General features: G+C 63.3%; 22 protein-coding genes. 12 read left to right on the top strand and 10 right to left on the bottom strand.

All coding sequences use genetic code 11. From position 1 onward, the window contains the following. The first annotated feature begins 16 nt into the window (after window positions 1-16). A complete protein-coding gene (locus M0D64_RS02345; protein ID WP_266240376.1) occupies window positions 17-298 on the top strand; it encodes a hypothetical protein in 282 nt (93 codons plus the stop codon). Between the two features lie 40 nt (window positions 299-338). Here M0D64_RS02345 and M0D64_RS02350 read toward each other — a convergent pair whose 3' ends face one another. Then, window positions 339-2,300: a hypothetical protein gene (locus M0D64_RS02350; protein WP_266256451.1), complete on the bottom strand. Its 1,962-nt coding sequence runs from the start codon at window positions 2,298-2,300 to the stop codon at window positions 339-341. A gap of 291 nt (window positions 2,301-2,591) precedes the next feature. Then, window positions 2,592-2,762 carry a glycine zipper 2TM domain-containing protein gene (locus M0D64_RS02355; protein WP_233465023.1) on the bottom strand — a complete coding sequence of 57 codons (171 nt, stop codon included), beginning with the start codon at window positions 2,760-2,762 and terminating at the stop codon, window positions 2,592-2,594. A 248-nt stretch (window positions 2,763-3,010) separates the two neighbouring features. Here M0D64_RS02355 and M0D64_RS02360 point away from each other — a divergent pair, with 248 nt between their 5' ends. The 5 genes from M0D64_RS02360 to M0D64_RS02380 all read left to right on the top strand — a co-directional run bounded on the left by M0D64_RS02360 (window position 3,011) and on the right by M0D64_RS02380 (window position 6,296). Next, window positions 3,011-3,364, top strand: coding sequence for a YciI family protein (locus M0D64_RS02360; RefSeq protein WP_093634239.1), 354 nt, complete (start codon window positions 3,011-3,013; stop codon window positions 3,362-3,364). A 155-nt stretch (window positions 3,365-3,519) separates the two neighbouring features. Beyond that, window positions 3,520-3,933: a YciI family protein gene (locus M0D64_RS02365; RefSeq protein WP_266256452.1), complete on the top strand. Its 414-nt coding sequence runs from the start codon at window positions 3,520-3,522 to the stop codon at window positions 3,931-3,933. A gap of 61 nt (window positions 3,934-3,994) precedes the next feature. Beyond that, window positions 3,995-4,522, top strand: coding sequence for an SRPBCC family protein (locus M0D64_RS02370; RefSeq protein ID WP_266256453.1), 528 nt, complete (start codon window positions 3,995-3,997; stop codon window positions 4,520-4,522). A gap of 84 nt (window positions 4,523-4,606) precedes the next feature. Further along, the gene (locus M0D64_RS02375) at window positions 4,607-5,014 is read left to right on the top strand and encodes a VOC family protein (protein WP_266256454.1); all 408 of its coding nucleotides are present in this window, start codon (window positions 4,607-4,609) and stop codon (window positions 5,012-5,014) included. Between the two features lie 4 nt (window positions 5,015-5,018). Then, a complete protein-coding gene (locus tag M0D64_RS02380) occupies window positions 5,019-6,296 on the top strand; it encodes an RNA polymerase sigma factor (protein ID WP_266256455.1) in 1,278 nt (425 codons plus the stop codon). A gap of 165 nt (window positions 6,297-6,461) precedes the next feature. Here the strand turns inward: M0D64_RS02380 and M0D64_RS02385 are convergent, their stop codons facing one another. The 5 genes from M0D64_RS02385 to M0D64_RS02405 form a co-directional block, all read right to left on the bottom strand. After that, on the bottom strand, window positions 6,462-7,040 hold the full coding sequence (locus M0D64_RS02385) for a DUF4337 domain-containing protein (protein ID WP_171928968.1): 579 nt from the start codon (window positions 7,038-7,040) through the stop codon (window positions 6,462-6,464). A 184-nt stretch (window positions 7,041-7,224) separates the two neighbouring features. Continuing rightward, window positions 7,225-7,401 (bottom strand): DUF1427 family protein, encoded by a 177-nt coding sequence (locus M0D64_RS02390; RefSeq protein ID WP_154565221.1) that lies wholly within the window; start codon window positions 7,399-7,401, stop codon window positions 7,225-7,227. 55 nt (window positions 7,402-7,456) lie between these two features. Beyond that, window positions 7,457-8,422 (bottom strand): zinc-binding alcohol dehydrogenase family protein, encoded by a 966-nt coding sequence (locus tag M0D64_RS02395; RefSeq protein ID WP_266256456.1) that lies wholly within the window; start codon window positions 8,420-8,422, stop codon window positions 7,457-7,459. Window positions 8,423-8,652: 230 nt separating this feature from the next. Further along, the gene (locus tag M0D64_RS02400) at window positions 8,653-9,534 is read right to left on the bottom strand and encodes a helix-turn-helix domain-containing protein (protein WP_266256457.1); all 882 of its coding nucleotides are present in this window, start codon (window positions 9,532-9,534) and stop codon (window positions 8,653-8,655) included. A gap of 109 nt (window positions 9,535-9,643) precedes the next feature. Further along, window positions 9,644-10,588: an AEC family transporter gene (locus M0D64_RS02405; RefSeq protein ID WP_266256458.1), complete on the bottom strand. Its 945-nt coding sequence runs from the start codon at window positions 10,586-10,588 to the stop codon at window positions 9,644-9,646. Between the two features lie 127 nt (window positions 10,589-10,715). On the opposite strand from M0D64_RS02405, the gene M0D64_RS02410 reads away from it, so the two are divergent. Together M0D64_RS02410 and M0D64_RS02415 are read left to right on the top strand one after the other, a co-directional pair. Further along, window positions 10,716-11,582: a LysR family transcriptional regulator gene (locus tag M0D64_RS02410; RefSeq protein ID WP_266256459.1), complete on the top strand. Its 867-nt coding sequence runs from the start codon at window positions 10,716-10,718 to the stop codon at window positions 11,580-11,582. A 174-nt stretch (window positions 11,583-11,756) separates the two neighbouring features. Then, complete coding sequence (locus M0D64_RS02415; RefSeq protein ID WP_154565187.1) at window positions 11,757-12,293, top strand: GNAT family N-acetyltransferase; 537 nt, start codon at window positions 11,757-11,759, stop codon at window positions 12,291-12,293. Window positions 12,294-12,395: 102 nt separating this feature from the next. On the opposite strand, the gene M0D64_RS02420 is transcribed toward M0D64_RS02415, so the two are convergent. Further along, window positions 12,396-13,136 carry a GNAT family N-acetyltransferase gene (locus tag M0D64_RS02420; protein ID WP_266256460.1) on the bottom strand — a complete coding sequence of 247 codons (741 nt, stop codon included), beginning with the start codon at window positions 13,134-13,136 and terminating at the stop codon, window positions 12,396-12,398. Window positions 13,137-13,245: 109 nt separating this feature from the next. Here M0D64_RS02420 and M0D64_RS02425 point away from each other — a divergent pair, with 109 nt between their 5' ends. Next, complete coding sequence (locus tag M0D64_RS02425; RefSeq protein WP_266256461.1) at window positions 13,246-14,805, top strand: PLP-dependent aminotransferase family protein; 1,560 nt, start codon at window positions 13,246-13,248, stop codon at window positions 14,803-14,805. Between the two features lie 224 nt (window positions 14,806-15,029). Continuing rightward, window positions 15,030-15,362 (top strand): hypothetical protein, encoded by a 333-nt coding sequence (locus M0D64_RS02430; RefSeq protein WP_175049503.1) that lies wholly within the window; start codon window positions 15,030-15,032, stop codon window positions 15,360-15,362. Window positions 15,363-15,549: 187 nt separating this feature from the next. Here the strand turns inward: M0D64_RS02430 and M0D64_RS02435 are convergent, their stop codons facing one another. Together M0D64_RS02435 and M0D64_RS02440 are read right to left on the bottom strand one after the other, a co-directional pair. Then, window positions 15,550-16,356: an aminoglycoside phosphotransferase family protein gene (locus tag M0D64_RS02435; RefSeq protein WP_266256462.1), complete on the bottom strand. Its 807-nt coding sequence runs from the start codon at window positions 16,354-16,356 to the stop codon at window positions 15,550-15,552. 6 nt (window positions 16,357-16,362) lie between these two features. Then, window positions 16,363-17,019, bottom strand: coding sequence for an Asp/Glu racemase (locus tag M0D64_RS02440; protein ID WP_266256463.1), 657 nt, complete (start codon window positions 17,017-17,019; stop codon window positions 16,363-16,365). Between the two features lie 321 nt (window positions 17,020-17,340). On the opposite strand from M0D64_RS02440, the gene M0D64_RS02445 reads away from it, so the two are divergent. After that, complete coding sequence (locus M0D64_RS02445) at window positions 17,341-17,643, top strand: hypothetical protein (protein WP_266256464.1); 303 nt, start codon at window positions 17,341-17,343, stop codon at window positions 17,641-17,643. 481 nt (window positions 17,644-18,124) lie between these two features. Continuing rightward, window positions 18,125-21,217, top strand: a complete 3,093-nt coding sequence (locus M0D64_RS02450) for an acetoacetate--CoA ligase (RefSeq protein WP_266256465.1) — start codon at window positions 18,125-18,127, stop codon at window positions 21,215-21,217. Window positions 21,218-21,226: the final 9 nt, after the last annotated feature.

The raw sequence follows: 21,226 nt of genomic DNA on the forward strand, positions 1-21,226 counted from the left end.
CAAGGAGACAGGTGTCATGGAACGCTCTGAATTCCTCGCAGTCACGCGGCAACTAGCCGCCGCCGCTGAGCTTCTAGCCAAGGCCGGTCCAGAGGACTGGCGATTCGACGCGTTCCAGATGCTCGCGTTCTTTCGCCGATACGACCAGCCGGGTTCCGGTTCGAACGCAGTCGCAACGTCCAACGACGAACTGTTCGCGCGCACCGGCCACGCCGCACTGACGATGGCGGGACGCAATGAGTTTGCTGCGTCCCACGCACTTCTCGAGCAGGCCCGGTCGCTGTTGCCTTCGGCATGAAAGCCGCTGCGACGGGCCGGCGTTTCTTGTTTGTCCTGCTCTAGTCGTTGTACTTCGTCAAGTCGTAGTACGTGATCCCATTCTGCCCGCCACCCAATTGCACGAGCCGCGAACCACCGGACGTCAACGCCGGGAACGGGCAGTTCGTGCAAGTCTGTACGCCCCCGGCATTGACTCCCGCAAAGACGGTGGTTTGAAACTGGCCGACCGATGTGTTGTTCGGCGCGCTGATCGAGAAGCCATCGATTGCAGTCGTCGAGCCGGAGCCCGTTCCAGGGGAGGCCTGAATCTGCACTGACGTCACCGGATACGCGAGATTCTGTCCGTTCACGAGGCTCGACCACGTCACGCTCATCGCGTACTGCGCGCCGGCCAGCGACCCGGCTGGCGTGAGGAACTGGGTCGCGAAGTCCGGCAGTAGCGTCGGCCACGCAACCGCGCTGCCCGCCGCCGCGTTCAACGGGCTGCCCGGATTGATGATCGACGACTGGCCGAGCTGCACGCCGTTCTGGTCGTAGAACGTCACGGTGTAGGTCGAGTAGAGGGGCACGGTGCTCGCGTCGATCGATTGCGCCGAGTAGTAGCCGCTCGAAGCCGCCGGCGTGAAGTTCGCGGTCGACGACAGCGATTGCCATGACCAGCGATACAACTCCGTATTACTGCTGGTCGTCGCCGGCGAAACCGGCGCCGCGCTCAACGGCAAATCCGACAGACCCAGCGAGCTGCTGCCGAGCGCATTACGCTGCATCAGCCAGACCGGCGCAGCGAGGCCAGGTCCTGTAACGGAAGCCGAATACACCGTCGGATTCGAAGCCGTCGGAATCGCAATCGTGAGACCCGACTCGTACCGGTTCACATCATTCAGCTTCGAATCGAGGAAGGTGCGACGCTGGATTTGCGACATGATCGATACAGCGAATTGCGACTGATTGCCGATCAGATCCCAGCCGAGCTGCGTGCCGTTGGCGAGCGTGACGGGCGTGGAGAGCTGTTGCGCGATGGTGTAGAGCACACCGGCTGCCGTGCCGCTCGCCAGCGTGACCGGCAACTGCACGAGCGCAAGCTGCTTGCCGTTGCGCGTGAAGAAGGCAAGCGTCTTCGGCGAACCGAACACCGCACCATTGAAGGTCGCTTCCGTCAGACCGTGGGCTACGGCCAGATCGGTCGAGCCGTTTTCGAGGTAGGCAGAGTCGATTGCCGGCGAGCATGACGTGTTGAGCGTGCCGCTCGCCGCGCAGGCAGTCAGCAGCGACGCAAGCGGCTCCAGATAGTTGGCCGCCGCGGGCGGCGCTGCCAGCGTGACCGATTGGGAAGTCTGGTTGTTCAGCGCGACCGTCGTGCCCGGCGTCGCGTTCGATAGCAGCAACAGGCCGCCGTTGGCCGCCGACACGACCGACACCGTGTCGATCACCGCATCGGCGCCGGTGTGGTTCGGCGTAAAGGCCACGCCGATGGGATCGAAGCCCGCCGTCTGGATGCCGTTCTGCGCGAGGATTTTCGTCAGTATCGCGTCGAGCGTGATGGTGGCGATCTGCACGGACGGCAGCGTCACCTTGGCCAGCGCCGTGGTGGACGCGAGGTCGAGCGGGTTGCCCGAAGCGGTCAGCATCGCGGCAATCGCCGTGGTCAGCGTGGTGACGTTGGCGACTGCCGGCGCCGTGCCATTGGGCAGTTTGGCGAGCACGGAGACGAGCGGGGTAGAGATGCCGGTGGCGTCGCTGGCGACGATCAGGAACGGCGCGGTCATGCCTTTCACCGAGATCGTGTACGCGCCCTGGGTGTTGGTGGCTGTCGTGGCCTGAGCGCCGGTCGCATCGGTCAGCGTGACGGTTGCGCCCACTACGGCGCTGCCGGTGGCGACCGTGCCGTTCACCGAGGTAGCCGTGACCGTCGGCGTGCTCGACGATGTTGAGCTGGAACCGCCGCCGCCGCAACCGCCGAGTTGGAACAACGCAAAGGCCACTGCGGCCGCGACGCCGCTACGCACTAACGATCGATGCATGAATTTCCCCGATACCCTGTTTATATGATTCGTTTGTTATGTCGGCAGATTATGCCGATAAATTTAATTGCATTTGTCGCGCCGGTTTCTCGGCTTGAAAGCAGATTATTTGCTGCCTTTAATCCACGCGTAATGCGTTCACGACGCGCTTAAGCGCGTCGGGAGAATACTTCAAAGTGGCGTTGTCGTGTCACGCGAGAGAGCGGCTGAATAGGAGAATATGAAGGGTGGTCGCGTTTGCGAACCCGTCATATTCTCTGATCGAATTGTTTCAGGCAGTTCAGGCTTAAATCACTTGCCCAACTCGTGTCCGATAATCCCGCCGGCTACCGCGCCGCCGACCGTGCCGACCGCGCTGTGATTGGTCGCCTCGTTGCCGATGACGCCACCTGCTGCCGCACCGCCAAGGGTGCAGCCGGCCGTCAGTGTCAGTAGCGCCAATGCCATTGCAATGACGCCCATTACAGATCGATTTCGCATGATGTCACCTCGGATGTGTATCGATACAACCGAAGCAGCAATCCACGTGCCGCATCCGTATTACGAGTGTCCGTAGGGCTTGCGGTCCGTCGATGCCCGGGCAGTGAAACGGGTTTGCTGGAGTCATCCGCGCTTGCTAGACTGGCTTTCGCAACCCAACTGTAAGCGCGCTCTTGCCGTCATACGCCTCGCTGGCGTTCACGCCCACGGCGCGATCAATCGGAGACGCCATGTCTTACATGCTGCTTATCGTCGAACCCCCGAATCAACGCGTCGAACGTGGTGAGCAGGCGGGGCGCGAGGTTTATGACCAGATGGTGCGTTTCGCCACCGGCCTCAAAGAGCGCGGCAAGCTGGTCGCAGCCGAAGCGCTGACCTCCACGAATGACGCCGTGCGCGTGCAGGTGCGCGATGGTCAAGCGAAACTGCTCGACGGTCCGTTCGCCGAAGCCAAGGAAATGATCGGCGGCTTCTACCTGCTCGATGTTGAAACCCGCGAAGAAGCGGTGGCGATCGCGCAAGCCTGCCCGGCGGCGTCGTGGTGCACTGTCGAAGTCCGCAAGCTTGGGCCTTGTTTCCTATAAGCAGGTTCGCCCATTCATGGCTATTTTCTTGGGGTTTTCCCTAGGCTGACGACAAATATGTCGATCCGGCCGCGCATCGCTCGTCGTGTGAGTAAGGAGCCAGCAAACAGATAACGGCTCTCCACCAACTACACACCACCCTAGGAGCGATTGCGATGCGATTCATGATCATAGTGAAGGCGACGGCCGTCAGCGAAGCCGGCGGCCAGCCGGACGAAGCCCTGATGGCGGCGATGGGCGCCTACCATGAAGAACTGACCAAGGCCGGTGTGCTCCTCGACGCAACCGGCCTGAAACCGAGTTCGAAAGGATGGCGCATCCACTACAGCGGAGGCAAGCGCACGGTGATCGACGGCCCATTCGCGGAAACCAAGGAATTGATCGCCGGCTACACGCTGATTCAGGTTCGCTCCCGCGAAGAAGCCATGGAATGGGCGCGGCGCTTCCCGGCGCCGTTCGGCGAGCAGGCCGAAGGCGAAATCGAAGTGCGGCAACTGTATGAACTCGAGGACTTCGAGCCGAGCCCGGAAGTGGACCGCTTCCGCAAGCTGGACGCAGCCAAACATTAATCGCGACGCCGATCCGACCGCCGAACGAGGCGCCGATCCGGCCACATCGAGAGGATTCATCATGCTCAAAGTTATTCTGATCACCGTCGTTGCGGCGGTGGGTCTGCTGCTCATCTACGCGGCGACGCGGCCCGACAACTTTCGCATCGAACGCAGCGTGCGCATCGAGGCGCCGCCCGAGCGGGTCTACGGGTTGATCGACGATCTGCATCAGTTCAATCGCTGGAATCCGTTCCTGCGCAAAGATCCCGCGGCGCAGGGCACTTATAGCGGCACGCCGAGCGGCAAGGGTGCGCGCTATGCGTGGCAAGGCGAAAAGGTTGGGGTGGGGCAGATGGAGATCGTCGACACGGCGGCGCCGGCGAACGTGACGATGAACCTCGATTTCATCAAGCCGTTCGAAGCTCATAACATCGCCGATTTCACGTTGAAGCCGGAGGCCGGCGCGACTCAGGTCACCTGGGCGATGCATGGGCCTGCGCCGTTTCTGTCGAAGCTGATGCAGGTGTTCGTCAGCATGGACCGCATGGTCGGCAAGGATTTCGAAGACGGCCTGGGCAATCTGAAAACGTTGGCCGAGGCAAGCTGAGTACGCGGGATCGCTGTATGCGTGGCGCAGTGCGATGCACTGTGACACCCCGGCGAGCCCACAACCCGATCACTGGATTCCATCATGCATAAGCAGATCTACGTCAACCTCGCCGTCGACGACCTCGAACGGTCGAAGGCATTTTTCAGCACGATCGGTTTCAGCTTCGAGGCGCAATTCACCAACGAGCAGGCCGCGTGTCTGATTATCGGCGAGAACCTCTACGCGATGCTGCTGGTCAAGGACCTGTTCAAGTCCTTCACGCGCAAATCGCTTTGCAATCCGAAGGAAAGCACGGAGGCGTTGCTGGGCCTCTCGTGCGAGAGCCGGGGCGAGGTGGATGCGCTGGTTGCGAAGGCGCTCGCCGCCGGCGGCACGGTGCCGCGCGCGCCGCAGGACTACGGCTTCATGTACGGGCACGGCTTCGAAGATATCGACGGACATATCTGGGAGCTGATCTACATGGATCCGAACGCCAAGGCAGCGGGCTGATCCCGTGACAAAACCGGCCACCCATCGTGCCATCGAGGCAGTCTGGCGGATCGAATCCGCCAAGGTCATCGCCCACGTCGCGCGGATCGTGCGTGACGTGGGGCTCGCCGAAGAACTGGCGCAGGACGCGCTGGTCTCGGCGCTCGAACATTGGCCTGACGCGGGTGTGCCCGACAACCCGGGAGCGTGGCTGATGGCGACCGCGAAGAATCGCGCCCTCGACCGCTTGCGCCAGGAAGCGCTGCATGCCCGCAAGCGTGAAGAGTTGGGTCACGATCTTGACGCAATGGAGGCGCACCTCGTGCCGGATTTCGTCGATACCCTCGATGCCGCACGCGCCGACGATATCGGCGACGACTTGTTGCGCCTGGTGTTCACGGCATGCCACCCGGTGTTGTCCACCGACGCACGTGTCGCGCTGACCCTGCGCCTGCTCGGCGGCCTCACTACGGACGAAATCGCGCGCGCGTTTCTCGTGCCTGAGCCGACCATCGCGCAGCGCATCGTGCGGGCCAAGCGCACGCTGTCAGCGGCCAAAGTGCCGTTCGAGGTGCCGCAGGCGGATGCGCGTGCGCCGCGGCTAGCCTCGGTGCTGCAGGTGATCTATCTGATTTTCAACGAAGGCTATTCGGCCACAACCGGCGACGACTGGATGCGTCCGGCGTTGTGCGAGGAAGCGCTGCGGCTTGGGCGGGTGCTGAGTGGGCTCGTGCCGGACGAAAGCGAAGTGCATGGCCTCGTCGCGTTGATGGAAATCCAGGCGTCGCGTACGCATGCGCGCACCGATGGCGAGGGCCGGCCGGTGCTGCTGCTCGAGCAGGACCGCAGCCGCTGGGACCCGCTGCTGATCCGCCGCGGGCTGGCCGCGCTCGGCACCTCGCATGCGTTGGGCGGCGCGAGCGGTCCCTATGCATTGCAGGCGGCGCTGGCCGCGTGTCATGCGCGTGCCCGCCGTGCCGAGGAGACTGATTGGGCGCAGATCGTCGCGTTGTACGACGCGCTCGCGCAGGTGACGCCTTCGCCGGTGGTGGAATTGAACCGTGCGGTGGCAGTCGGCATGGCGTTCGGACCGGCTGCCGGTCTGGAAATCGTCGACGCGCTCGCCGCTGATGCAGCGCTCGCGAACTATCACTGGTTGCCGAGCGTGCGTGGCGATCTGCTGGAGAAACTCGGCCGTGTGGAAGAGGCGTGCGCCGAATTCGAACGCGCTGCCGGCATGACGCGCAATGCGCGCGAGCGTGAACTGTTGCTCGAGCGTGCTGCGCGCGGCCGCGCGCATTGAACCGTACGTAAGTAACTTACCGGATCAACTGACGCCGCACCCAACGCGACGATCAAGCCGCCGCACACGCGATCGATCCACGCCTTGCAGCGCCGATACTGCGGGGCTGCAGTGTGCGCAACCGCGACGAAGTTCGGGCCGGGGATCACCACGCCGTTCGCGTAATTACGCCGAAAAGAACGCCACAGCGGCAGTGATCACACCCGCTGCGGCAATCCCGAACGACAGATTGCGCAGCCATTTCTTGCGAGTCAGCAACGTGATCGCGCAGAGGGCGATGGCCACCTGAATCAAGGTCGTCGCTTGCGCCCAGCGATGATGGCCATGCAGCAGCGCTTCGCTTTTAGCGTCGTTGTCTACGACTTCCTTTTCGATCGCTTCAGCCTTCGCGCGGATCGGCTCTTTCTGCTGCTTGTACTTGTCGACGTCGGCGGCGAACTTCGCGTGCGCATCGGCATTGCCGAGCGACAGCGCCGCACCGAGTTCAGCGAGATTCTCTTTCTCGCCCTTAGCCTGGTAGTAGTTCCATTGATTCGCCGCTTCGGTCTTTTTAATGGCGGCTTCGTTCTTGTAGTACAGCGCCAGATTTTCGCTGTTGCCGCTCTGGTAGGCGCACAGTGCGCCGATCGTCGCGAGGATCGCCGTCATCACGGCCATGCGGCTCGCAAAGGGATCCGAGTCATGGTGGCCGGCGTGTTCAACCGCATGGTCGTGCGGACCATGCACTTCATATTCTTCAGACATCTGACTCTCCGAGTGAAGCTTTTCTTGTGATCTCCGGGCAGCGCGCATGGCGATGGTACATGCGCGGGCGATGCTGCAAGCGCGGCTCGCCGGCCCAGCGGGCTCCATCTTAGCGTGCGGCGCCCGGTGATGGAAAAGCTATCGGCGCGAAGGGATGTCGATGACAGACGTTAATGAAAGGACGTCAGTGAATACCGACGGCCAGCCACGTCCGCACGAACGGGATCATATGCTCGCCGGCCAGCATGCCGAGCAACCCGACGAGGGCGATGGTCGGCGGCGCGGGCGACTTCACCTGCATCACGCTGTAGATCAAACCGACCACGACGCCGGCCACGAGCGAGATCAAATACGCTTTCATGTTGTTCATACCCATCTGAAATGCGGGTAACCACGCCCGCCGGTCGTTTCGGCAATTACATCGTGATGACGACCCGGCCGCGCGTGCCGGCGGCCACCGCCTCGTAGGCCTCGCGTGCCCGTTCGAGCGGGAATGCCTGCGCGATGGCCGGCCCTTGAAGCTTGCCGCTTTCGAAGCCTTCCACCAGCGCCGTCATCAACGGCGCCGATTCGGCGACGACCAGCTTGGCGCTGTCCACGCCGAGCAGTTGCGTTTCGTTGTGATAGAAACCAATCAGGTCGAATTCCACGCGGCGTTTGCCCGTGGCGCTGATTTCCAGCACCCGGCCGCGGCGCTTGACGAGACTCAGTGCGGTCTCGAAGGCGACGCCGCCGACCGTGTCGTACACCACGTCCGCGCCGGCGCCGCCGGTCAGCGCCTTCAGGCGTACGGCCACGTTTTCGTCGGACGGAATGTAGTCGTCGACCAGCCGGCCCGCGGGCGTTTCGGCGCAAAGCAGATGGCGGTCGACCGCGATCACGCGCGCGCCCCGCGCTTTCGCGATCTGCACCACTGCGCCGCCGACGCCGCCGCCCGCACCGATCACGGCAATCGTCTCGCCCGCTTGCAGGTTTGCGTACTCGACCGTGCCGAGCCACGCGACCACGAAGTTCACGCCGATCGCGGCGGCCTCCGTGTGGCTGAGTGTGGTGGGCTTGCGCGACAGGGCGGCGAGCGGAATCTTGATGAACTCGGCGTGGGTGCCGTCGCGTGTGAAGCCGATATCGCCGCCGGTGCCCCAGACTTCTGCTCCGAGCCATTCTGCGGGACCGGCTGTCACGACGCCGCTGAAGTCGCGGCCGGGCGTGCGCGGCAGGACGGTGTGTTCGAAATGGCCGGACACGTTCTTGACGTCGCTTGGATTCACCGAGGCCGCCTTGACCTGCACGACGGCACTGTCCGCGTCGGCTTGGGGCGTCGGCAGATCGACGTAGTCGAGCACCTCGGCGTTGCCAAAAGTCTTGAACTGAATCGCTTTCATTGCGTGTCACTCCTGTTGGGTCTTGCGCTGCGTCGTGCAGCCGATGAGCGTAGTCTAAGTGGCCGGTACGGAGGCGTTGAGACAAGGACTTTCGAATTTCGGACAAGACGTGCTGTGCGGCGGCTTACTGGCCTCGCTGGGCGTCGTTAGGACGGCAGCGCAAACGGCTTGGCCGACGGTGGAGGGCGCGGCTGTTAGCACGATTCGTTAAGCCGCCAGCGAGCGCTGGCTTAGCTGCAAGGGCGAATCTTGCTACCGTCAGCGCGAATAACTTGCCCGTCAGTGGACAGCTTGTCTTGCGCCTGCTCCGGCGGAGCGTTAGAAGCCGCCTCGCTGAGCGTACCGCTCGGATCGAAGCCGGTTGGCGGCGCGCCTAACTCGCGGCGGAACATGTCGCTGAAGCTGCTCGGCTGGAAGCCCAGTGAGCGCGCAATGCTGCTGACCGGGCGTCCTTCGGCGAGACCTGACACGGCCACTGCCAACTGCACCTGACGCCGCCATTCGGCAAACCCCACTCCCAACTCACGCGTGAAGAGACGCGCCAGCGTGCGCACGCTTGCGCCGACCGAGGCCGCATGCTGTTCGAAGCTGATCGCGATCGAGGGGTTGTCGATCACCGCGCGGCACAACGCATCGAGCCGCCGGTCCGAAGCATCGGGCAGCGCGATGCGCAGCGACGAGCGCGGCGCGTGCGCCAACTCCAGCATCGCGAGACGGTACGCCGCTTCAAGATAGGTCTCGTCGCGAGCGAGCGAGTTCTCGTGCTCCGCAATCGACGTGATGAGTTCGCGCAGCAGGCCGTTGATCTCGAACACGTCGCTGCGCCGGCTCAGATGGCCGACGTTGCGCTCGTGGAGGTAGAGATTGCGCATCTCCACCTCGCTCATCATGTGGATGGAGTGCACCGTGCCGGCCGGCAACCAGACCGCGCGCTGCGGCGGCACTACCAGCGCTTCGCGGCCGACTTCCACCCACATCACGCCCGACACCGCATAGAGCACCTGTGCCCACGTGTGCGAATGCGGGTCGATGCGCAGCCCACGCGGATAGCACCGCGCGAGGGAGCGGGCGTCGGCGTCGTCGTGAAGTTCAGGTGGGCGGGCTTTGGGCACGGCGGTTCGGTTCGCTGTTTGCTCTTTGCGGATGGGGGGCGCGGACCTTGGTGGTCCGTGTGCGAAGCATAGCGCGAGGCGTGGAGCGGCGGATATTCTCTGGTTCCGCTTACGTGCGATGCCCCATCACCAGCAGCAGCAACGACAAGGTCACCACCGACCCCACCGTCGACAGCAAAATCGTGCGCGACGTGATGTGCGCTTCGCGTCGATAGAACTCGGCCAGCATGAATGGGCCGGTGCCGGTGGGCAGCGCGGCCAGCACGACGGCCATCTCGACCAGTGTGGCTGAGAGCCCGAACACGCGCGCCGCGAGCCACCAGGTCAGCGCCGGCTGCCCCAGCAGCTTGACACCGGTCAGCAGCAGCGAGATGCCGCCCGCACCCGCCTCTGACGGGCGCTTTTCCGCGAGGAACAAGCCAAGGCTGACCAACGCGCACGGACTGGCGGCACCGCTCAGCAGCTTCAAAAACGTCTCCGCGCTTTGTGGCAAAGCGACATGGGTACTCGCGAGCAGCACACCCGCAATCGGTGACACGATCAACGGATTGCGCGCCAGCGATCCCAACACCTTCAACCCTAGCTTGTGCGGCGTGCGTTCGGTCTGCAAGCCGACTTCGATCAGCACGATGGCAAGCGCAAAAAGCACGCACGCGACGAGGATCGTGGCGATCGTGGTCGGTGTCAGGCTGGCTGAGCCGAACGCGATCATGCCGAGTGGGAAGCCGATGTAGCCGGTGTTCGGATACGACGCCGCAATCGCGTCGACGCTTGCGTCGGCCAGATGCCGGCCGCCGATCATACGCAGGGCGAGAATCGGCAGAAACGCGCCGATGCATCCGATCGAAAACGCCGCGACGAAGGCCGGCTGATAGAGCTGTTGCCACGTGGCATGCGCCATCGTGTCGAACAGCAGCGCCGGCAGCGCCAGCCAGACGACGAAGCGGTTCAGTTCGGACGCGGAGTTCGGTCCGAGCACGCCACGCCGGCGGCATGCAAAGCCCGCGAAAATCAGGCCGAACACAGGAAGCAGAATCTCGAGAGTAGCTAACATCGATTAGAAAGAAAGCGTGGGCGCAGGGAGCGATGCGCCAGCGTAGTGGCTTGCGTTGATACAATCCAATACTGTTTTCTGCCATCGACAATACCTTTTCTGCATCGTCATTCAGCACGAGGACGTTGTGATCGATATCAAGCCGCTACGCTACTTCGTGACACTCGCCGAGACGCGGCATTTCGGCCGCGCGACGGCGCGCCTGAATCTGTCGCAGCCGCCGTTAAGCCGGCAACTGGCGGCACTGGAGGCGAACCTGGGTGTGACGCTGCTCGAACGCAGTCCGCGCAGTGTCACGCTGACCGCGGCGGGCGAGCGCTTTTACGCCGATGCGAAGGCGATTCTGGCGTCGGTGGAACAAGCCGTCAGCAATGCCCAGGCGGCGGCGCATGGCGACGCCGGCAAGCTCGCCATCGGCTTCACGATGTGCGCCGCGTACAACGTCGTACCCGGCTATGCGCGCGCGTTCGGCGCCGCGTTTCCCGAGGTCGCATTGAACCTGCGCGAGGTCGTATCGAACGATCTGGCTGCGCAGGTGCTGACCGGCCAGATCGACGCCGCGATCATGTTTCCAAACGTGCCCGACAAGGGCATCGTGACCCGGACGATCCTCCGCGAGCCTTTGTGTGTGGCCTTGTCGCGCAGCCATCCGCGAGCGCGAGCGCGGCGTCTGAAGATCGCGCAACTGGCGGGCGAGCCATTCGTGCTGGCGTCCGAGGAAGTCGCGCCGAGCTTGCGCACGACCATTCTCGAGCATTGCCGCTCAGGCGGCTTCGAGCCGGATATCCGCTTCGAAGTGCAGTTGCAGCAGACCGTGCTCAGTCTCGTCGATGAAGGGGTGGGGGTGGCGCTGGTGCCGGCCTCGATGCGCAAAGCGCAGCTCGCGGGCGTGGTGTTCCGGCCGCTGGTCGATGCGCCGCTGATCGAGCAGGTGCTGGCGTGGTCGCCGGCCAATCGCAATCCGTGTCTGGCGCGGTTTCTCGAGATGGCGTGAGGGGCGGTTTCATGAATTCGCCAGACGGTCGGCGGTGTTCGCAGGATCGGCTGGATAGCGCATGGCGTCCTGCTTTTTGGCGGCGAACCTGGCGCGCAAAAAATCTGCGATCATCCCAGGCACTCTTCAACGCTTCTCAACCTCATAGCGTCTACGCCAACCACCCGCCCGCCTATGTCCAACCGCCCCACGCTTCTCACCACCGACCGCCTGATCATGCGTCCGCACGCGCGCGACGATTTCCTCGAGAGCTATGCGATGTGGTCTGATCCCGAAGTGATCCGCTACATTGGCGGCAAGCCGTTTACGCGCGAAGAAGTCTGGGCGCGCCTGCTGCGCTACGCCGGGCATTGGGCGATGCTGGGATACGGCTATTGGGTGGTGCGGGAAAAGAACAGCGGCCGGTTCCTGGGCGAAGTCGGCTTTGCCGACTACCACCGTGAGATCGAGCCTTCCTTGCTGGACACACCGGAAATCGGTTGGGCGCTGGACCCTGCCGTCCACAACCGCGGCTACGCGACCGAAGCCGTGCGTGCGGCACTGGGTTGGGCCGATGCGAATTGGCCTGGCGGCGAGACGGCCTGCATCATCGCGCCGGAAAACCAGCCTTCGCTGAACGTCGCGCGCAAGTGCGGTTACCGTGAGCAGCTTCGCACGACGTACAAAGGCAACCCGACCATCGTGCTGCGGCGAACGGCAGGCGTTGCCTGAGCCGTCGCGCGGCACTCGCCTGAAGTCTATTGAATCTCTGAAGTCTCGGGATCGACGAGCCGGCCTTCTGGCCGGCTCGCAACCAGCCCGCAACGGGCTGCCTTATTGACCGCTTTCGCCCGCCGCTGCCCGCTGCCGCGCGATCAGGTCCACCAGCCGCTCAACCTGCTTACCCTGCGCATCGAAATTGCCGGCGTCGAGCCAGCGTGCATAGCTCGGACGTAGCGCGGGCCATTCGCTGTCGATGATCGAGAACCACGCGGTATCGCGATTGCGTTCGCGATAGACGATCGCCTGCCGGAAGATCCCTTCGAACGTAAAGCCATAGCGCAACGCCGCTGTGCGCGACGGTTCATTGAGCGAATCGCACTTCCATTCGAAGCGGCGATAGCCAAGGTCGTCGAACACATGGTTCATCAGCAGGAACATCGCTTCGGTGGCGATGCGTGTGCGTTTCAGGCGCGGCGAATAGGTGACGTGCCCAACTTCGATCACGCCGTTCGCGCGGTCGATGCGCATCAGCGCGAGCGTGCCGACTGCCTTGCCGGTAGCCAGATCGATTACCGCGTAGTGCAACGGATCAGGCGATGCGGCCATGCGCGTCAGATGCTCGCGATACGCGGCAAGGCTCTCGAATGGTCCAACCGCCAGATAGGTCCAGTCGCGGCCATCGGGCGCCGAGCTGTAGGCCTCGTATAGGTCCGCCGCATGGCGTTCGACGTCCACCGGTTCGATCCGGCAATATTGGCCCACCAGCGGCTCGCGGCCGGGCGCCTGGGCGCCTTTCCAATCCGGCACGGGGACGCCAATCGGCTGCTCGAACGCGTTACGTCTGGGTTCCATGTCTGCTCTCCTGTCGATAGTTGGATGATCGTTGCTTATGGAGAACGATACGGCAAACGTGGTATGTTAAAAAGATCCAGCAGAACAGCATTTGATAGGTCCAGCCAGGATGATCGAAATCATTGGCCCACTCGCCAACCCGGCCGCCGCGACCACCGCCGGCAGCGGCGAAAAGTCCGTGCCGCTGCAAAAGCAACTGATCGAACGCTTGCAACAGGCGATCCTCACGGGGCGTTTGCCGGCGGGGTCGCTGCTGCCGTCGTCGCGCTTGCTGGCGGCGGAGATGGGCGTGTCGCGCAACACGGTGGTGATCGCGTATGAGCATCTGGCCGCGGTCGGTTATGTGGTGGCCGATAAAAAGGGTACGCGCGTGAGTCCGCTCTCCAGCCCTTCGGCACGCGGTGAAACGCGGACACCGTCGGCCGCGCCGGAGGTTGCCTACGCGGCGCGCGTTGAGCAATTCGCGGCCACCCGCACCCATGCCGACAACACCTTGCCGCTGACACCGGGCACGCCCGCGCTGGACCGCTTTCCACTGGCCGCCTGGCGGCGCGCACTCGAACGTTCGATGGAGCGCGCGTTGCCGCTCGCGCTCGGCTACGGCGACCCGGCGGGCGAGCCGGCGCTGCGCGACGCGATCGCCGCGCATTTGCGGATGGCGCGCGGTGTGCGCTGCGAGGGTTCGCAGGTGGTCATCACTGAAGGCGCGCAGGAAGCGCTGAACCTGTGCGTGCGGCTGTTCACCAATCCGGGCGACATCGCGTGGGTGGAAGATCCGGGCTATCGCGGTGCCAAAGCCGCTTTCAACCTCGGGGATCTGAGCATGCTGCCGATGCCGGTCGATTCCGAAGGCATCGCAGTGCCGCCCGACGCGTGGCGCGCGCATCCTCCCAAGCTGATCTACACATCGCCCGCGCATCAGTATCCGACCGGTGCGGTGTTGTCGGTGGCGCGTCGGCTTGAACTGATCGCGCAGGCGCGCCGCTGTGGCGCGTGGCTGATCGAAGACGACTACGACGGCGAATTCCGCCATACGGGTGAGCCGATTGCCAGCATGCAAGGGCTGGTCGAGGACGCGCCGGTTCTGTACGTCGGCTCATTCAGCAAAACGATGTTTCCGGCGCTGCGGATCGGCTTCGTGGTGTTGCCGCGCGTGATCGCCGCGCACACGGCCGTTGCGTTGCAGGAGATGCTGCGCGGCGGGCATCGTCTGGAGCAACTGGCGCTGGCGCATTTCATCGATAGCGGCGAATTCGGGCGGCATCTGGGCCGCATGCGGCGGTTGTATCGGGAGCGCCAGCAGGCGCTGCGCGATGCGCTCACCATGCATTTCGCGCCGTCGCAGATTCTGGGCGGCAATTGCGGCATGCATCTGACGCTTCGCTTGCCGCCGCATATTTCCGATCGGACCCTCGCCGAACGCGCGCTTGCCAGGCGGCTCAATCCGCGTGCGTTGTCGGGTTTTGCATTGCAGCAGCGCGAGGAGACGAACGGCCTGGTGATCGGCTACGGCAGCACGTCAGCCGAACAACTGGCGCTCGCTGTCCGCGTATTGGCCGAGTTGGTGCGGAAGATGACGGGCGAGTCGAGTGGCGAGTCGGAAAACGGGGCAGCAAGCGGTTCGACAAGCGTGCCGGCGAGCGGTTATGCAACCGGGCGCGCTGTGTAAGTTTTTACGTTTGTCCGCGCGGCCCATGTCGCGCTATCGTGTCGTTTATGCGCGGCGAATTCGAAGTGCGCGACCTCGACGAATCGCCCGCAGGTCATGCCCAGCGCACCGCCCTGCAGCATCGCGTGACATGCGGCGCGCGCCTGCCGGGCCACTACCGGGCTCGGGCATGAAGAATGCCTTGCTTGTGGTTATCTTTGACGATTTATCCGACCGGAGACGACATGAAGGAAATCGAACCGACCGCCTGGTTTGAGCTTGCTGCCCATACGCCTGTCCATGAAGGCTGGTACGAGGTGCAGTTGACGAGCGGCGACACGGCATTTGCGAAATATGGCGACGGCGTATGGACCGAGAAACCGCTGCTGGTGTTCACGCACTGGCGCGGCCTTTCCTCCGACCCGTCGAAAGCTGCGGACGGCGAGGCAGAATCGATAGGCGCGGAGGCCACCGCGGCTCAGGGCGTGCGCGCCGCATGGAACGCGTTCTTCCCGGGACTCGGCGAAGAACAGCACAAACCGCTGGACGCCCTGCCCAACGGTAAAGCTCCGCATTGACTGACGGATTGCCTGGGCGGCGGCTCACGGCTGCCGCCTGATGGCTTGTGCATTCACCGACAGGGATAGGGATCGAGACGCGCATGCAAGGCGGCTGTATTCGACTGCGATTTAGCGGTTGCGTCCGGCTACGATCGTTTCCCCTTCAGCTCCCAGTACCCACTTCCCAGCAGTCATTTCCCTGCCGTCACTTCCGCTTCAACGCTTCGGCCGCCATTCTGCCGATGTCTATATCGATGTCCGGCGTCTCGCCCGTTTCGAGAATCCACGCCGCGGACAGACCCGACCACGCGAGGATCCATTGCAGCAGACGGTGTCTGTCGAGCCCGGCGACGTGCGCCACGCGCTCGACGCGTCGCTCGAACCGTCCGGGTGCCAGCGCGGACGCCTCGTCCGGATTGCAGAAGATGTTCGCGTAGTCGAAGCCGCGTTCGCCGTAGAGACCTTTCGGGTCGATCGCCAGCCAGCCACGCGCGCCGAAATCGAGGACGTTGCCGTGATGAATATCGCCGTGCAGCACGACCGGGTCTTGCGGCGCGGCGAGTAGGGCTTGTGCTGTCGCGGCGCTGTCGGAGAGCCAGCCGCCGTATTGCTGCGCGGCGGGCCAGAGACTCTGAAACCAGCGTGGCAAGCCGATCAGTTCGGGCAGTGGTTTGTTGCGCGGTGCGTGGAGTCGTGCCGCGGCGGCGCAGAGGATGTCGATAGCGTGGTCGTCTGCCTCATCGTCGCCCGTGCGGGCGAGGTCCGCTAACGCGTGATTGCTTTGGGCGCGCTCCAACAGCAGGGCGTCGGCATCATGCGCGAGCACGCGGGCCGTGCCGTCGCCGTCCCACCACACCATCAGTTGCGCGCCGAATTTCTCTTCGGGTTCCTGAGCAACTTTCAGCATCGCGGCGACGCCATGCTGGCGCACCGGCAGCAGACGGCTGCTATGCGTGCGAATCGGCTCGCCGTCCGGTAGCAAGTCCCATTTGACGAGGTACTCGGCGAACATCGCGCTTCAGGCTGCAAGTGTGGCTGCGTGGACTGCGGCTGCGAGGGCGATGGCCGGTGTGGCCAGCGGTTTCGCCCCGGCCGTGACCAACAAGGCCGCGCCAGCCATCGATGTTTGTGCAAATGCCACGAGGTCCGCGCCGTTTTCGTAGGCCGCATCGGCAGCGATGGCGATCATGGACAGGTAGCCTGCCGTGTCGTCTGCTCTGAAACGGTCCCATGCGCCGCTTACCAACTGGACATCTACATCCGCGCCGGTATGCGTGGCGGCTTGAGCGAACACGCGTCTGGTCGGGTCGAGTGTGGTGGATACGGTGCATAGCACGACAACCTTGCCGCCATCTTCCACCGCGCGTTGAGCCAATGCGGCATCGGCCCGTAAAATGGGTACCGGTGCGGCTTGCGCGGCTAGGGCTTCATTCACTGATGGGCCGAGCGTCGAGCAGTTGAGCAAAACGGCGTGGGCGTTGTCCTTCAGCGTAAGGAGCACCTCTCGGGTTTGCGACGCGATTGCGTCGGTCAAGCCACCGGCTTGCTCAGCGGCTGCGAGCAAGTCGGCGCGGACCACGTGCGTCAACTCGAGTGCCTCGAATCCGGCGGCGCGGGTGGCTGCATCGAACAAGGCGATGTTGCTGTCAGCGGTGTGCAAGCAGACGATGCGCACGGTGTCTCCAACGGGTTGCGGTGGTTTTGCATTCTCGCCTGAAACGAAGCCCGACCAGTTCCTGTCATTCGATACGATCAGCCAAATTGTTGGCAATCAGCGCATGTTCGATTGGGACGCGAGCTGAGGTCATCGTGGTGTAGATGGTGGGGCGAACGCAAGCTGCTGCGTGCGTGACGTTTGGTTCTAAGGGTTTGTACTTACTTTTACAACATTGTTTTGTTCGGCAAGTACTTAATTGCGAGCACGCCCCAGCCTAGACTGCAAGCACTGAAACGCAAACGGGCGTTTGCGGACAAACGAAGTCGAGAGGTAAGCATCATGAAACTCGTTCAATCGCTCATCGTCGCAGCTGCTCTTGCAATTCCGGCTGCCTCATCTTTTGCTCAATCCAACCAAGCGGTCGCTCCGACCAATGTTCAGGCCGCACAAACTAGCGTGAATCAAGGAAGTGGCGCTGCGACCGATTTTGGCGGTGTTGCTGACGGTACTTCAGCGTCGGGGGGCCATCATGAACTGCGTTCGTTCGGCACCGCCGTCTCCCACTTGGGACATAAAATTCAAGGCTCTGTTCGCCCGGACCCGAATGATGGAATGAAGCCCGTGTTCTTCGGCGGCGCGTAAATTGACTGGATTGATTGCAGCCTTGTGTCGTTGATTGAGTGGTGCCTAGACGTCCTTGGTCTGTTGAGGGAATGACGTTGAAACGCGCAGATAGATCTGCGCGTTTTGCCTTCAGGAATCTGCCCGTGTATTGCAGACTTTCATGTCAGGTCGTGAGCGTGAGCCTGTTGTGGCGCTGGTCACGTCGATGTGTGTCGCTTCTGCTTCAACGAGGCCCGATTGCGAGACTTGGTGGTGCCGTGAGGGCCGACTGAACGGCGCGAAAGAGCGCGACGGAGTTTACCGGTCTGTCAAAAGAATGTTCGATGCCGTACGGAGAGTGTTAAACCCACCAGCTAGGCTACGTTGGTACGGTCGCCTGCCGCAGACATTTCAACGCCCGGACGTAAGAGCCACGGTTGCCTCCTGGCGGTCGGCAAAAGTATCGCCATCGAGGTGCTGCCGCCCCTGAATCATGTCGTATGCCATACGTGGAGTTTCGATGGATCGCTTCGCCCCCTCAGTGGTGTCGCGTGCACACAGCGACCTCACGGGACGCACACCCGTCTACACAAGCACGCCCGAACGGATCGGCGCGTCGCAGTTGACCGCGTTCACCGCCTTCCTGCGGATCTGTACCGGCCAGCCCCTGCCTGACTACGAAGCCCTGCACGATTTTTCCGTGCGAGAGTTTCGAACATTCTGGCAATGTTTCGTGCAATGGTCATTGGGACTCAACTGGTCAGGCAACGCTGAGCCAGTCTGTATCGGCGACGATTGCGAGCACGCGAATTTCTTCCCGCAGATGCAACTGAACTATGCGGACAATCTGCTTGGGCTGTCGGTGGCATCTCCCGACGCGCCAGCGCTGACTGCCTGCCATGCCGACGGGCGTCGCGTGCGTCTGACCCGCGCCGAACTGCGTGAGCGGGTGGCGCGTCTCGCACACGCGCTGTCTGAGTTGGGACTGGGCGAAGGGGACCGCGTGGTGGGCGTGATGCGCAACGACGCGGATGCGGTCGTGACTGCATTGGCCGTTACCGCCCTCGGTGCAACTATGTCGACCGCCGCGCCCGAGATGGGTGTCGATTCGATCCGCGATCGCTTCGAACCGCTCGCACCGCGACTGCTGTTCGCGCACACGGCGGCGCGGACATTCGACACCGGCAGGTCGGTGGCGAGCAACGTCGCCGATCTCGCTGCCGCGTTGCCGTCTCTGCAAGGTGTCGTGTGTCTCGACGACGGGACTTTGCCGAGCACAGTCACGCAGTCGATCTATTCGCTCGGCGAGTTGCTCGATGCCGGCGACGCGGACCGTTTTGTGTGGCGGCGCTTCGCTTTCAACCATCCGCTTTTCATCATGTTTTCGTCGGGCACCACCGGCAAGCCGAAGTGCATCGTGCATGGCACCGGCGGCACCCTGATCGAGCATCTGAAGGAGCATCGGCTGCACAGCGACCTGGGACCAGGCGATCGAATGTACTTCCACACCAGTTGTGCGTGGATGATGTGGAACTGGCAGTTGTCGGCGCTTGCTTCCGGCGTCGAGATCGTGACGTACGATGGTCCGATCTCGACGGTCGATACGCTATGGCGTCTAATTGCCGAAGAGCGCGTCACCGTGTTCGGCACGAGTCCCGCTTATCTGAAGATGTCCGAGGATGCAGGCGTGGAACCGAAGGCGCAGTTCGACCTCGGTGCACTACGCGCGATACTGTCCACCGGTGCGGTGCTGTACGACGCGCAGTTCGAGTGGGTGCGCGATCACGTGAAGCCGCTGCCGCTGCAATCGATCTCGGGCGGCACCGACATTATCGGCTGCTTTGTGCTTGGCAATCCGAACCTGCCGGTCTACGCGGGCGAAGCGCAGTGCAGGAGCCTTGCGCTGGATGTACAGGCGTGGGACCAGGGATCGCGGATCGGCGGCGTCGGCCAACTCGTTTGTGTGAATGCGTTTCCTTCACGTCCGCTCGGCTTCTTCGGCGACGCGGAGGGCGATGCCTTTCATGCCGCCTATTTCGCCAGCAATCCAGGTGTCTGGACGCATGGCGATCTCATTTCGTTGTCGCCGGAGGGCGCCGTACGAATGCATGGTCGTTCCGACGGCGTGCTGAACGTGCGCGGCATCAATGTCGGTCCAGGTGAAATTTACCGCGTGCTGAACGACATCCCCGAGATCCGCGAGGCGATGGTCGTCGAGCAGAAGGTGCGGGATGCGTCCGCCGGCCACGCGGACCCGGAGAATGTCGAGTCGCGTGTCGTGCTGCTGCTGGTGCTGAATGATGGCGCGGCGTTGAGCGGCGCACTTGCTGCCCGGGTACGCCGTGATCTCGCGCGTCGCGCGTCGCCTGCGCATGTGCCAGACCGGATCATTGCGGTCGATGCGTTGCCGATCACGCATAACGGCAAGCTTTCCGAAGCCGCGGCGCGCAGCGCGGTCAACGGACTGCCGATCGGCAACGCGGCGGCATTGCGCAATCCCGAGTGCCTCGAGGCAATCCGGCGTCATCCAGCGCTGAATCTGGCTACGCGCGAGTTGCCGCCGGTTGGCGAGAGCCGCGAACAACTCGAACGGTATTTGCAGGCGCTATGGGAGAAGCTGTTCGGCGTCGCACCGATCGGTCGCGACGACAACTTCTTCGACCTCGGCGGTCATTCGCTACTCGCGACACGCTTGCTCGCTGACGTACGCCAGTCGACCGGACGCACGATTCCACTCGCGATGCTGATGATCGCGCCGACGATCACCCGACTCGCCGCGCTGATTTGCGACGACGCGCTGCCGCCGTCTTCACCTACGCTCGTGCGAGTGCGCGCCGGGACCGGTATGCCGCTATTCCTCATCCATAGCGCAAGTGGTTCGGTGATGGAATGCCTGGCGTTGATCGGCTCGCTGAAGAGTCCTCGCCCCGTTTACGGATTGCTGGCACGAGGTCTCGACGGCGAGCAGCCGGCACTGTTGCGCGTCGAAGACATGGCGGCCAGCTACATCGAGCAGATGCGTACCGTCCAGCCGAAAGGGCCGTACGCGGTAGCCGGCTATTCGTTCGGCGGTCTGGTTGCGTTTGAAATCGCGCAACAACTGCGCCGTGCCGGCGAACAGATCGAATTGCTTTTCCTGCTCGATACCTACGTGGACGAACATTGCCGTCCCTGGACGGCGCGGTTGCGGCGCCGCGCCGGCTCTGTCCGCGCACATTGGCAAACGGTGCGTGAGCTGCCTGCGGCGCGACTTCCCGGTTATGTGAAGGACAGGTTCGCCGGTGTGGCGGATCAAATTCGGATGCGTGTTGGCCGTATGGCGCTGCGGCCCGAGGGCTACACCGCAGTGCTGCCACCGGCGATGCAGCATATGCGCGAAACGATGCGGGTTGCGATGACGACCTATCGGCCTAAGCCTTACGATGCGGGACCGATTGTCTATGTGCGTGCGGCAGTCTCGCAGAGTGCGTATGGCGATCCGATGCTGCTTTGGCGGCGTGTCGCGCGAGCCGGGCTGGTGGTGGCGGAGGTGTCCGGTGGCCATGCCGACCTGATCGTCGAACCGAATGTGCAGTTCGTTGCGGCGGCGCTCGACCGCGGGTTGGGGGAGTGATGACTTCGG

The organism is Paraburkholderia sp. WS6, assembly GCF_030464835.1.
Taxonomy (GTDB): domain Bacteria; phylum Pseudomonadota; class Gammaproteobacteria; order Burkholderiales; family Burkholderiaceae; genus Paraburkholderia; species Paraburkholderia madseniana.